The following is a 13,547-nucleotide window of genomic DNA, read 5'->3' on the forward strand; positions in this document are numbered from 1 at the left end:
GGCAGGGGCGTGCGCCCTTGCTCGCAGGTCCCTGCCGGACACCACCCCGCTTTTCATCCCCCCACGCAGAAAGGGAAGCCATGAGACGTCGATCCCTGCTCCCAGCGGTTCTTTCCGCGCTGGCGATGGTCCTGGCGGCCGTCGGACTCACCACGACCGCCTGGTCCGCCACCACCAACGCCGCCGCTGCCACGGGCGGTTGCGGCAAGGCTCCGACGCTGACGAGCGGCACGCACACGATTCAGAGCAGCGGCCAGAACCGCAGCTACATCCTCCGGGTCCCGGCCGGCTACGACCAGAACCACCCCTACCGGCTGGTCTTCGGCTTCCACTGGGTCGGCGGCACCGCCAACGACGTCGACTCCGGCGGAACCGACGGATACAACTGGTCCTACTACGGCCTCAGGCGACTGGCGGACAGCGCCGGCAACGGGACCATCTTCGTCGCGCCCCAGGGCATCAGCAACGGCTGGGCCAACTCCAACGGGCAGGATGTCACGTTCGTCGACAACATGCTCAGCCAGCTGGAGGGCGGCCTGTGCGTCGACACGGGACAGGTCTTCTCCTCGGGCTTCAGCTACGGCGGTGCGATGACGTACGCGCTGGCCTGTGCCCGGCCGACGGTCTTCCGCGCGGTCGCGGTCTACTCCGGCGCGAACCTGAGCGGATGCAGCGGCGGCACGCAGCCCGTCGCCTACATGGGGCTGCACGGCATCAGGGACAACGTCCTGCCGATCGCGTCAGGTCGGGCGCTGCGCGACACGTTCGTCAGGAACAACGGCTGCGCCCCGCAGAACCCGCCCGAGCCGGCGAACGGCAGCCTGACCCACATCATCACCGCCTACTCCGGCTGCAAGGCCGGATACCCGGTGGTATGGGCGGCCTTCGACGGAGCCGGCCACGACCCGGGCCCCATCGACGGGTCGACCGGGGACGGCTGGCACACCTGGACCTCGGGAGAGGTCTGGAAGTTCTTCACCCAGTTCGACTCCACCACCCCGCCCACCACCCCGCCCACCACCCCGCCGACCACGCCGCCGACGGCCGGGAGCCAGGCGATCGTGGGCCAGCAGTCCGGTCGCTGCGTCGACATCAACAGCTCTTCGACGACCAACGGCACGCAGGCCCAACTATGGGACTGCAACGGCGGCGCCAACCAGAAGTGGACGTACACCTCGAACAAGCAACTCGTGGTCTACGGCAACAAGTGCCTGGACGCCTCAGGTCAGGGCACCAGCAACGGCACCGCGGCCGTGATCTGGGACTGCAACAGCCAGGCGAACCAGCAGTGGAACGTGAACTCCAACGGCACGATCACAGGCGTGCAGTCCGGTCTGTGCCTCGACGCAAGCGGAGCCAGCGCCGCAAACGGCACCAGGATCCAGCTCTGGAGCTGCACCGGAGGCATGAACCAGCTGTGGAGTCTGCACAGCTGACCATGTCCGCGGGGCTGAGCCGGAATTCCGGCTCAGCCCGTCCCCTCGATACGCAACGGACGACCGCGGATCGCTGACCGCATGTGCGTGGGACACGGGCCTCGTCCGGACAGCGGCAGACCGCAGCGGCATCCTTCCGGGCACCACGGGGTCAAAGCCCCGGGCCGGACGCTGCGTCGCCGCGATCCGCCGCAGTCGGCAGGCCACTCGGCGCCCCCGACGCGCGCCGGTGGTGGTCGTCGGCGAGGAGCAGGTAACCGGCGGCGGTCCAGGTGTAGGCGCGGTCGCGAAGCCCTTCGCCGGTGAGGGCGTCGAAATTCTCGGCGAAGCCGGACTTCTCGCACAGAGCACGGAAGCGAGGGTCTGTACGGTGACCGGTGTATCTCCTGATCAAGGAAGCTCCTGATGAGCGACGTGATCGCCTCTGTTGAGGCGCATGAGGATGTGCGCCCGGTCGAGCTGCCTGCGGATGTGCTGGACGAGCAGTTGATTGGGCGGCTGGTGGACCGGGCCCGCGCCGGCGGGTTGCAGCTGACCGGTGAGGGCGGGCTGCTGTAGCAGCTGACCAAGCGGGTGCTGGAGTCCGCCCTGGAGGGCGGGATCACCGACCACCTCGGCTACGAGAAACACGACCCGGCCGGCGCCGGCAGCGGCAACTCCCGCAACGGGATCCGGTCCAGGACCGTGCTGACCGAGGTCGGTCCGGTCGAGATCGAGGTGCCCCGCGACCGGGAGGGCAGCTTCGAGCCACAGATCGTCAAGAAGCGGCAGCGTCAGCTGACCGGTGTCGACGAGATGGTGCTGTCCCTGTCGGCCCGGGGCCTGACCCACGGCGATATATCAGCGCACCTTGCCGAGGTCTACGGGGCCGGCGTGTCCAAGTCGACGATCTCGACGATTACCGACAAGGTCATGGACGGCATGGCCGAATGGCAGAACCGCCCCCTCGACCCGGTCTACCCTGTCGTCTTCATCGACTGCATCCATGTGAAGGTGCGAGACGGGCAGGTCGCCAACCGGCCGGTATACGTCGCCCTCGCGGTCACCGTCGACGGCACCCGCGACATCCTCGGCCTGGGGGCCGGCGACGGCGGCGAGGGCGCCAAGTACTGGCTCCAGGTACTGACCGAGATCCGCAACCGCGGTGTCGAGGACGTGTGCACGGTCGTCTGCGACGGACTGAAAGGCCTGCCCGACGCGATCGGGACGGTCTGGCCGCAGGCGATCACGCAAACCTGCGTCGTTCACCTCATGCGGGCCTCGTTCCGCTACGCGGCCCGCCAGGACTGGGACAAGATCTCCCGAGCGCTCAAGCCGATCTACACCGCACCCACCGCCGACGCGGCCGAAGAGCGGTTCCTGGAGTTCCAGGAGGAATGGGGCACCACATACCCCGCGATCGTGCGGCTCCGGTCGAACGCCTGGGCCGAGTTCGTGCCCTTCCTCCAGTTCGACGCCGAGATCCGCCGGGTCGTCTGCACCACCAACGCCATCGAGTCGGTCAACGCCCGCATACGCAAGGCCGTCCGCGCCCGCGGGCACTTCCCCAACGAGGCCGCCGCGCTGAAGTGCGTCTACATGGCCGTCATGAGCCTGGACCCCACCGGGCAGGGACGCAAACGCTGGACCATGCGATGAAAGCCCGCACTCCAGGCCTTCGACATCGCCTTCGACGGCCGACTCTCCATCGGCCGCCGCTAACCCACACAAACCCAGTTACACCAGTCGCTGGACAGACCCACTGATGACGGGGCGCCTCCCCCTTGCGCGGAGTGAGCGGGTAGTCGGGATGGGTTCCGGCTACCCGCGCAGGCGCATGCGAGCGTCGGTGTGAGGAACTCAGGACATGGAGTGCCCAGCGCTGCTCATGGGGGAACCCCGGCCGGAGATGGCCGGGGTTCCTCATGTGATGGGGGTCAGTGCTGGAGGGTGAGGACTCCGGGCCGCCAGGGCAGTTGGTCGTAGCTGCCGCCTGCGTTGGGGTTTTTGCCCTGGTAGAGGAACTGGAGGTTGCAGGGGTCGATGGTCATGGTCTGGTCGGGGTTGTTGCGGACGAGGTCGCCGTGGCTGATGTCGTTGGTCCAGGTGGCGCCGCTGTTGGCCTTGCCGGCGAAGGGGTTGCTCTCGCTGGCGGCCTGGGGGGTCCACGAGCCGCTGAGACTGGATGCCGTGTAGGAGCGGAAGTACCGGCCGTTGGCACCTATCGCTTCGACGATCATGAGGTACTGGCTCTGGCCCTGGACCTTGTAGACCTGCACGGCTTCGAAGAGGTTGTTGGTGGAGTCGCTCATGACGGTGGTGTAGTTGGAGCCGAAGCTGCCGGGGAAGTTCCCGATCGGCATGCTCGCCCGGTAGATCTTCCCGTTGTCACCGGCGAAGAACAGGTACATGTTCTGGCCGTCCCCGATCAGCGTCTGATCGATCGGACCGGTACCCGAGCCGGAGATGCTCCCGGTGAACAGCGCCTGCGGAGCCGACCAGCCGTTGGGGTTCGTCGGATCGCTCGACGTACGGTAGATGAAGGGCCACGCGCCCCACTGGTAGGCCAGCACCCAGATGTTCTTCGGCGCGAAGTAGAACAGGGTGGGTGCCACCGTGGACTGGCTCATCCCGGTCTGGCCGGCCGAGGCCATGTCCGACCAGTTGGTGAAGGGGCTGAATGCCATCGAACCGTAGGACGATCCGTTGACGTTCGAGGCGTAGACCAGGTGCTTGCCGTTGTAGACCACGTTGGTGAAGTCCTTCAGCGAGACCCACCCGTTCGCCGGCTGCGCCAGCGCACCTGTCGACGACCACCGGTACGTGGACGGAAGAGAGCACGTACCACCCGACGTCGGCGGGGTGGTGGGGGGCGTCGTCCCGGACAGGCCGGACCAGCTCTGGTTGCTGGCGCCGTTGCACGTCCAGATCTCCACCGCCGTGGTGTTGGCCGTGGCGGCGCCGGTGACGTCCAGGCACAGCCCGGACTCCACGCCGACGATCGTGCCGTCGGAGTTCACCCGCCACTGCTGGTTCGCACCGCTGCTGCAACTCCAGATCTGCACCCGGGTGCCGGCCGTGGTGGCGTGGCCCGGGACGTCCAGGCACTTGTTGCCGTAGACGGTCAGCTGGTTGCTGGACGTCAGAGTCCACTGCTGGTTCGTCCCACCCGAGCAGTCGTAGATCTGCAGATACGTACCGTCGGTCTGGCTGGAGTTCGGCACGTCCAGGCAGCGGCCGGAACCAGCGCCGCGCAAGGCGCCGCTGGTGGCCGCCTGGGCCGGATTGGCGACGAGCATCGCCGCCACCACGCCCACGGTTGCGAGCATCGAGGCGAGCGCCACAAGCAGACGCCTGTGGCGGAATCTTCCTCCGTGCATGGGGGACCTCCTGATCCCTGAGCGATCGTTTCCCGGAGGACCCGTCACGGGGCGCCCGGACTGTCGGTGTTGGTGCGCTCGGTGGCGGCCTGCGGGCGCGCCGAAACCGATGCGGAGGGAGGTGACACCCGGTCACGCCCTCGGGCGGGTCGGCACGGCGGCCGTCGCAGGGGCGCAGGCGGGGCAACCGCCTCCGGTACGGCTACGAGGGTCGCTGTTAGCGCTAACATAGATCCGCGGATGCCGGTCCGCAGGGGGAGGCCGCCATCGCGGCCCGCGGACGTGGGTTGCGCCCCGTGCGGCGCGGCGGATCGGGGGCGCGGCAGTTCTCTGGCGCCATGTCGTCCTCATTTCTTGGCGGTCCGGCCGGGAGCGCGGAACAGGGCGCGCCGGCCTGGACGCGGTGGGGGGACCAACAACGAGATTCTGGCCGCCGCGGCGTGAGGTGCTGCGTGTCACGATGTGGCGAGCAGGCGAAACGGTGGCAAGTGTGGACCCGCTGGGCGCGAAGGGTCAACGCCTGCGGCGCGAAAATTTCGGCGTCCTCTCACGCCGACCATGTCGGCGCTCGTCGGACACAGCGACTGACGCCCTGTCCGGAGGTGGCGCAGCGCAAGGGTTCCACGGCTTGTCGAGCCACGTCGGAACGACGGTTCTGCGTCGTCCGCTCGGGCGCGTCCGGATCATGCGGATGGATCGGGCCGAGGGGTCGAAACATTCGCGGCAGAAGTGAAATTCCCGGTCTTCGGGCAGCTCGCAGTTCGCGCAGGACGCCGTCTTCCGCCCCAAGTCGCAGCGTAACGGGTCGGGTTGCCTGTTTTCGTCCGCCAGTCGCACGAGAGTGTGCCTCCGCCGGTGCGGCTGCACCGGCTCCGTCTCAGGCATCGACTGCCCGGCCCCTCCAGGTACGGCGTGACCGGATGCGTTCGCGACTGTGGGTGGGCTGTGCGATCTCTTGACGTGCGTCAGAGGGCGTCCTAGGGTGCCGCGAAAAGATCGTACGGCGTCGGATCGGCTCGCTCGTGCCGCAGGGTGATGCATGGCGCCACGGCGGTGGCTGCATTGATTCGAAGAGCGAGAGGGAAACCATGGTGTTAGCGCTCACTACCCGTCCGGTCGCTCCACCCGGGTGGATGACCGCGGGGGCTTCCGGGTGGTGGTGACGAGGGGTTGGCACCACCATTGCACCGGGCTATGTTAGCGCTCACCTCGCGGCCCTGTCCGGTGAGCGCGCGCATCCGGGGGCGTGATGTCGCGCCCCCGGACCTCGGTGTCCGCGAAGCCCGTCCCTCTGTCCAGCCCGACAGATCCCGGCCGGAGCGGTGCAGGCGGACCATGAGTACCCGAGCCGGCCTCGACGCGGTGGCCCGCGCCGGACCGCCGCCCAGGCCGGCGTCCGGCCTTCCCCGGACGTCGGCCGGGAACCTCCGCACGCCGGCGGTAACCACGACACCCTCCCTTGGAACGTCGGCCTCCTCACCCGATCCCCCCCTACCCGCTGACCACTCCCCGCCCGCGCTCCGGCAGTGCAGCTGTGCGGACCGCGAGGAGTGCGTCAGCAACCTGCACCGACCCACCTGCCGAATTCCTCGAAGGAGAAGACATGATCGACAGACGCAGCCTCCTCACCGCGGGCGCGGCCGTATCGGCCGCCGGCGTCCTCGCGGCGTGCGCGAAGAAGAACCCCGCCAAGTCCGCAGGCTCGGACCGCACCGGGAGCAAGCAGATCACCCTGGGCTTCTCCCAGGTGGGGTCGGAGAGCGGTTGGCGCGCGGCCAACACCCAGTCGGTCAAGGAGGCGGCGAAGGCCGCCGGCATCAACCTCAAGTTCTCCGACGCCCAGCAGAAGCAGGAGAACCAGATCTCGGCGATCCGCAGCTACATCGCGCAGAAGGTGGACGTCATATCCTTCTCCCCGGTCGTCGTCACCGGCTGGGACACCGTGCTGAAGGAGGCGAAGGCCGCCGGCATCCCGGTGATCCTCACCGACCGCTCGGTCGAGACCTCCGACCCCTCGCTCTACGTCACCCTGGTGGGCTCGGACTTCGAGATCGAGGGGGAGCGCGCGGCACACATGCTGGAGAAGGTCCTCGCCGGCCACAAGGGGCCGGTCAAGATCGCGCAGCTGGAAGGCACCACGGGCGCGGCCCCCGCGATCGAGCGGGCCAAGGGCTTCGGCAGGATCATGCACGCGAGCCACCCGGAGTGGACGATCATCGCCAGCCAGACCGGCGACTTCACCAGGGCAGGCGGCAAGCAGGTGATGGCGGCCTTCCTGCAGGCACACTCCGACATCGATGTGCTGTTCTCCCACAACGACGACATGGCCATCGGCGCCATTCAGTCCATCCAGGCGGCCGGCAAGACCCCGGGAACGGACATCAAGATCGTGTCCGTCGACGGCGTGCACGACGGGTTCGTGGCGATGTCCAAGAGACAGATCAACGCGATCGTCGAGTGCAACCCCCTGCTCGGCCCGCAGCTGATGGACGCGACCAAGACGGTGCACGCGGGCAGGGGATCGACGCTTCCTCGCTGGATCAAGACCAAGGAGAGCGACTACACGGCGGATCAGGCCGCGGCGGCGCTGCCCGGCCGCAAGTACTGACACCCGTCCACGAGGGCCCCCGGGGTGTGGGGACCCCCGTCCACGTCGCGACCATTCCACCTAGGAGCGCTGCCATGGCAGAGCCTCGGCCCGTCCTGGAAATGACGGGCATCGTCAAAGAGTTCTCCGGCACACGGGCTCTGTCGGACGTCGACTTCCGACTGTTCCCTGGCGAGATCCACGCCCTTCTCGGCGAGAACGGCGCCGGGAAGTCCACTCTCATCAAGGTCCTGACGGGAGTTCACGCGCTCGACGGCGGAACGGTGGTCTTGGAGGGGCGGCCGGTCCGCATCACCAGTCCGCTGCAAGCCCGGCAGGCCGGTATCAGCACGGTCTACCAGGAGGTCAACCTCTGCCCGAACCTCTCGGTGGCCGAGAACATCCTGATCGGCCGCGAACCGGTCGGAGCGGGCTGGATCCGGTGGAAGGAACTGCGCAGGCAGGCTTCGCAGTTGGTGGCCCGGTTCGGCCTCGATGTCGATGTCTCCGCGCCGCTGGGCTCGTACCCGCTGGCCGTACAGCAGCTGGTGGCCATCATCCGCGCCGTCGGCTCCGGGGACCCCGCAGCCGCGGACGCGGGCGGCGCCGCGGCCGGCACACGAGTGCTGATCCTGGACGAGCCGACCTCCAGCCTCGACCGCGGCGAGGTCGAGGAACTGTTCGTCCTGATGCGGCGGCTGAGGGAGGACGGGGTGGCGATCCTGTTCGTCTCCCACTTCCTGGACCAGATCTACGAGGTCTGCGACCGGATGACCGTGCTGCGCAACGGGGCCCTGGTCGGCGAGCACATGGTCGCCGACCTCGACCAGGTGAACCTGGTGAAGCTGATGATCGGCAAGGACCTGGACGAGCTGGAGGAACTCAGCGAGCACCACGGGGAGCCGGACACGAGCGAGCCGTTCCTCAGGGCGGTGGGCCTCTCCCGGCTCGGCGGTGTCGCACCGTTCGACCTGGAGGTCCGCGCCGGGGAGGTCCTCGGGCTCTGCGGGCTCCTCGGCTCGGGCCGTACGGAACTGGCCCGCCTGCTGTTCGGCGCCGACACCTCCGACGGCGGCAGGGTGTACATCGGCGGGGAGCAGGCCGCGTTGCGGGAGCCGAACGACGCGATCGGCAGGGGAGTCGCGTTCCTCTCGGAGAACCGCAGGAGCGAGGGCCTGGTTCCGGACCTGACGGTGCGGGAGAACATCATCCTCGCCCTTCAGGCCGCACGCGGCTGGACCCGCCCCGTACCCGCCTCGCAGCGGGACGAGCTGGTCGCCAGGTACATCGCGGCACTGGACATCCGTCCGGCCGACCCTGAGGCGAAAACCGGCTCGCTCAGCGGCGGCAACCAGCAGAAGGTCCTCCTCGCCCGATGGCTGCTCACCCAGCCGAAGCTGCTCATCCTCGACGAGCCCACCCGGGGCATCGACGTGGGGGCCAAGGCGGAGATCCAGAAGCTTGTCGTGTCGCTGTCCGAGGAGGGTATGGCCGTGGTCTACATATCGGCCGAGCTGGAGGAGGTGCTCCGGCTCAGCCACACCGTGGGCGTACTCCGCGACCGCCGGCTCGTGGCGCGGATGGCCAACGGGCCCGACATCACCGCCGGACGGGTCCTGCAGATCATTGCGAGCGGAGAACATCAGTGAGCCTCACATCCCTGTGGCGCGCGGCGACACAGCACCGGCTGTTCTGGCCGGCGGCTGCCCTGGTCGCGCTGCTTGTGATCAACGTCCCCTTCACTCCGGGGTTCTTCGAGATCCATCTGAAGAACGGTCACCTGTACGGAAGCCTGGTCTCCATCGTGCTGTTCGGGTCGCCGCTCATCCTCGTGGCGATCGGTATGACCCTGGTGATCGCCACCGGAGGCATCGACCTCTCGGTCGGGGCGGTGGTGGCGATCTCCGGTGCGCTGGCCTGCCTCGTCGTCAGCAAGCAGGCGGACCAGGACAGCGTGCCCGGAGTGCTGCTGGCCTTCGCGCTGGCACTTGCCGCGGCACTGGTGTGCGGCGCATGGAACGGCCTGCTGGTCGCCCGGCTCGGCATCCAGCCGATCATCGCCACGCTGATCCTGATGGTCGCGGGCCGCGGGATCGCCCAGCTGATCACCAGCGGCCAGATCATCACCGTCAACAGCGACGCGTATTCGCTCATCGGCGGGGGGTACTGGCTGGGACTGCCGTTCTCCCTCTTCGTGGTGGCCCTGGTGGTCGTGCTGAGCGTGGCGCTCACCCGCCGTACCGCCCTGGGCCTGCTGGTCGAGGCTGTCGGCGGCAACGCGGAGGCCAGCCGCCTGGTGGGCATCAGGTCGCGGCGCATCAAGATCATGGCGTACGTGTTCTGCGGGCTCTGCGCCGGCATCGCAGGGCTGATGATCAGCTCCAACGTGTCGGCGGCGGACGGGAACACCGCGGGGCTGTGGATCGAACTCGACGCGATCCTGGCCGTCGTGATCGGCGGGACCTCGCTCACCGGGGGCAGATTCCACCTCGGTGGCACGATCATCGGTGCGCTCATCATCCAGACCCTGACCACGACGATCTACACCATCGGCGTCCCGACCCAGACCAACCTGGTGTTCAAGGCGGTCGTCGTCATCGTCGTCTGCCTGATGCAGTCCTCCGCCTTCCGGGCCAAGGCGTTCGGCGCTCGCGCCAGGCGTCGTGGTCCTGTCCGGAAAAGCCAGGGCGCGGCCGCTGACGCGGCGCCGCAGATGGAGGTGTCGCCGTGAGCGTGATCGACGGTTTCCGGACGAGCGGGGACAGACTCCGGCTGCTGCGCGACCGGCGGCTGCCCGTCCTGGTGACGGCAGGCCTGTTCGTGGTCATGTTCGGCTTCGGCGCCGTCCGGTACCAGTCCTACGGATTCCTCGACGCCCAGGTCTTCATGAACCTCTTCATCGACAACGGCTACCTGCTCGTGGCAGCCGTCGGTGCGACCTTCGTCATCCTCACCGGTGGAATCGACCTCTCGGTGGGCTCGGTCATCGGGTTCACGACGATGCTGACCGCCTGGCTGGTGGAGAAGCAGGGCCTGCCTCTCCTCCTCGTGGCGCCCGTAGCCCTGGGGGTCGGTGCCTTCGGCGGCTACCTGATGGGCTACGTGATCCACCATTTCGAGATCCAGCCGTTCATCGTGACCCTGGCGGGGCTGTTCTTCTTCCGGGGGCTGTGCCTGGTCATCAGCAAGGAGTCAATATCCATCACCGACCCCACGGTGGACAGGCTCGCCCAGACGCATGTTCCGCTGCCCGGCGGATCGTTCCTCTCGATTGCCGCCGTCATCTCGCTGGCGGTCCTGGCTCTGGCCTTCTACGTCCTGCACTACACGCGGTTCGGCAGGCGCGTGTACGCCATCGGCGGGAGCGAGCAGTCGGCGCTGCTGATGGGCCTGCCGGTGGCAGGTACGAAGATCGCTGTCTACACCGTCAGCGGCTTCTGCTCCGCACTGGCGGGGCTGCTGTTCACCCTGTACATCCAGTCGGGTGACCCCCTGCACGCAGTAGGCCTGGAACTCGACGCGATCGCCGCGGTCGTGGTCGGCGGCACGCTGCTCACCGGCGGATCGGGCTACGTCGTCGGGACGCTGTTCGGCGTGCTGGTGCTGGGCCTGATCAAGACGCTCATCCAGTTCGAGGGCACCCTCAGCTCCTGGTGGACGAAGATCGCCACAGGGGTGCTGCTCTTCGCCTTCATCCTGATCCAGCGCACCATGACGGCACGAACCCGGACGTGAACGCCGGCTGTCCCCCCGACCCCCGACAGGGTGGTCGGGGACACCGGTACCGCCCGGGTGGGGACCCGGGCCGTACCGGTGTGCCGAACTGCCGCGTTTTAAGGCGTCGCGGCCAGGGCGAGCAGGAGCACGAGAGCCAGGGTGACGGCTTGGCGGACGTCCTGTTCGGCAGGCAGGACGCGCCGGTCAGCGGCCGAGCCAGCCCCCGTCGACGGGGAAGAGGGCGCCGTGGTGCTCGGCGCGGACGGCGGGTCCTCGGCCGCCCCTCTGGCGGAAGGGCTGGCCGCGCTGGGGCCTGCTCAGGCAGTCGTCAAGGACGGGGCACGGGGGCTGCACGGCACATATCGAGGGCACTGCCACCGGCTCGACGCTCTGCCGTCGAGGTCGTCGACCCGGTCGGTGCCGGCGACGCGTTCGTCGCCGGCACCTGGCAGAACTCCTGGTCGGCAGGCCCGCGTTGGAGCGGCGGCGCACGGCTGTCGCCGGAGGCGCTTACGCGGTGAGTGTGTCGGGGACTGCGAAGGGCTTCCCGGGCGACCGGAGCTGGCCGCTCCGGAGTCCGTCCAGGGCGTCATGAGGTGAGCAGGCGCTGATGACAGCGGTCTGCCGGGACGATCCCGGTACGCCGCCCCCGGCCTGCGACGAGGCCGGGGGCGGCGGCACTACCGCAACTGGTTCAGCTCCACTTCTGGTTGCTGCCCCCGTTGCAGGTCCACAGTTGGATCAGCGTCCCGTTGGCGGTGGCGGCGCCGTTCGCATCCAGGCACAGCCCGGACTGGACCCCGACGATGGTTCCGTCGGAGTTGACGCGCCACTTCTGGTTGTCGCCGCCCCAGCAGGAGTAGATCTGCACCTTGACGCCGTTACCGGTTCCGGCCGCGTCCAGGCATTTGCTCCCCAGGACCCTCAGCTCGCTGTCGGAGGTGTAGGTCCACTGCTGGTTGCTGTTGCCGGAGCAGTCCCACAGCTGCACCTGTGTGCCGTCTGTGGTGGTGGAGTTGGGCACGTCCACGCAGCGTCCTGAGCCGGCACCCTTGATCGCCCTGGTGCTGCCGCTGCTCGGCGGTGTGGTCGGCGAGGTCGGCGGCGAGGTCGAGCCGGCGGAGTTGAGTGCGTTGAGTACGGAGGTGTAGGCGGGTTTGGCGTTGCCGTTGCTGTCGAAGAGCAGGGGGTTGTCGCCGGAGCGCCAGGAGTCGCTGTCGCGGATGCCCCAGACGGTGATGCCGGTGCAGCGGGCGACGTTCAGGCAGGCTTGGACGGTGTTGGTGTACTGGGTGGTGCCGGCTTGGGCGATGTCGAGTTCGGTGAGCTGGACGTCGACGCCGAGGGCGGCGAAGTTGCTGAGGGTGGTCTGGAAGCTGGAGGGGGGTCCGCTGTTGCCGAAGTGGCTCTGGAAGCCGACGCAGTCGATGGGGACGCCGCGGGACTTGAAGTCCTTGACCATGGTGTAGACGCCCTGGGTCTTGGCGTCGGACCAGTTCTCGATGTTGTAGTCGTTGTAGCAGAGCTTGGCGTTGGCATCGGCGGAGCGGGCGGTGCGGAAGGCGTGCTCGATGAAGCCGTTGCCGAGCTTGTCCTGGAAGGGTGAGCTGCGGTGCTGGCCGCTGCCGCCGTCGGCGAAGGCCTCGTTGACCACGTCCCAGGCGTAGATCTTGCCCTTGTAGTGGGTCATCTCCTGCGTGATGTGGTTGTCCATGGCGGACTGCAGGTCGGATGCGGACAGGTTCGAGACCCAGGAGGGCAGCTGGTTGTGCCAGACCAGGGTGTGGCCGCGCATCCGCTGGCCGTGGGCCTGGGCATGACTGACGATCTGGTCCGCGGGACCGAAGTTGAAGTTCCCGCGGGACGGCTCGGTGGTGTCCCACTTCATCTCGTTCTCCGGGGTGATCATGGTGAATTCCCGGTCGAGAATGGTGGAGTACGCCGAGGTGCCGAGCTTGCCCGCCGGCACCGCCGTACCGAAATACCGGCCCGACTGCGCAGCAGCCGACCCCAGCGAACCCGCCGCCGCAGCATGAGGCGCCGAAGTCGCCAGCGCGACGACAGCCAGCGAGGCGCTGACCGCCACTCCGGTGGCCGCCGCCACGGCTTTTTTGTGGATGCTTCGATGTCCGGTGAGCCAAGACATGTCGGTGGGTGCTCCTAAGGGTGGGGGGACAGGGCATCGACCGGAGGGCCGGGCGCCTTGGTGCTATGTGCGCACTACCTGCCCCGGGCGGATGAGTGAGCGCTAACAATCTGCCGCCTCCGCGAGGCAGGAAGGGCGAAACTTTCGAGATTCCCACGATCGATTCGCGGCACCATAGGACGGCCACCGGAGCGCGTCAAGACATCTCACAGCGGGGCGCCTCCTGTGTGAAGCACCTCCGGGCAGCGTTCCCTTTACCAACTCGTGCTGCCACCAGCACCTCGACCAGGGCCGATCAGATC

At 68.1% G+C, this 13,547-nt stretch carries 7 protein-coding genes and 2 pseudogenes; 6 read left to right on the forward strand and 3 right to left on the reverse strand.

The genetic code is table 11. The features are described 5' to 3' along the window. The first annotated feature begins 80 nt into the window (after positions 1-80). Positions 81-1,436, forward strand: a complete 1,356-nt coding sequence (locus OHA86_RS35380) for an RICIN domain-containing protein (RefSeq protein WP_329181974.1) — start codon at positions 81-83, stop codon at positions 1,434-1,436. A gap of 151 nt (positions 1,437-1,587) precedes the next feature. Here the strand turns inward: OHA86_RS35380 and OHA86_RS35385 are convergent. Continuing rightward, a pseudogene (locus tag OHA86_RS35385) lies at positions 1,588-1,794 on the reverse strand (hypothetical protein); the annotation flags it as partial. A gap of 47 nt (positions 1,795-1,841) precedes the next feature. Between OHA86_RS35385 and OHA86_RS35390 the strand changes: the two are divergent. Further along, positions 1,842-3,137, forward strand: a pseudogene (locus OHA86_RS35390) (IS256 family transposase). Positions 3,138-3,352: 215 nt separating this feature from the next. Here OHA86_RS35390 and OHA86_RS35395 read toward each other — a convergent pair. Next, positions 3,353-4,744, reverse strand: a complete 1,392-nt coding sequence (locus OHA86_RS35395) for a non-reducing end alpha-L-arabinofuranosidase family hydrolase (protein ID WP_443071946.1) — start codon at positions 4,742-4,744, stop codon at positions 3,353-3,355. Between the two features lie 1,654 nt (positions 4,745-6,398). On the opposite strand from OHA86_RS35395, the gene OHA86_RS35400 reads away from it, so the two are divergent. The 4 genes from OHA86_RS35400 (at position 6,399) to yjfF (ending at position 11,117) form a co-directional block, all read left to right on the forward strand. Continuing rightward, complete coding sequence (locus tag OHA86_RS35400; protein ID WP_329181978.1) at positions 6,399-7,403, forward strand: ABC transporter substrate-binding protein; 1,005 nt, start codon at positions 6,399-6,401, stop codon at positions 7,401-7,403. A 74-nt stretch (positions 7,404-7,477) separates the two neighbouring features. Next, complete coding sequence (locus tag OHA86_RS35405) at positions 7,478-9,031, forward strand: sugar ABC transporter ATP-binding protein (RefSeq protein WP_329181980.1); 1,554 nt, start codon at positions 7,478-7,480, stop codon at positions 9,029-9,031. Then, positions 9,028-10,113 (forward strand): ABC transporter permease, encoded by a 1,086-nt coding sequence (locus OHA86_RS35410; RefSeq protein ID WP_329181982.1) that lies wholly within the window; start codon positions 9,028-9,030, stop codon positions 10,111-10,113. The genes OHA86_RS35405 and OHA86_RS35410 overlap by 4 nt, the downstream gene beginning before the upstream one ends. Then, positions 10,110-11,117, forward strand: a complete 1,008-nt coding sequence (yjfF, locus tag OHA86_RS35415) for a galactofuranose ABC transporter, permease protein YjfF (RefSeq protein WP_329181983.1) — start codon at positions 10,110-10,112, stop codon at positions 11,115-11,117. Before OHA86_RS35410 ends, yjfF begins: the two co-directional genes overlap by 4 nt. 676 nt (positions 11,118-11,793) lie before the next feature. Here yjfF and OHA86_RS35420 read toward each other — a convergent pair. After that, complete coding sequence (locus tag OHA86_RS35420) at positions 11,794-13,245, reverse strand: endo-1,4-beta-xylanase (protein WP_329181984.1); 1,452 nt, start codon at positions 13,243-13,245, stop codon at positions 11,794-11,796. Between the last annotated feature and the right edge of the window lie 302 nt (positions 13,246-13,547).

The organism is Streptomyces sp. NBC_01477 (assembly GCF_036227245.1).
Taxonomy (GTDB): domain Bacteria; phylum Actinomycetota; class Actinomycetes; order Streptomycetales; family Streptomycetaceae; genus Actinacidiphila.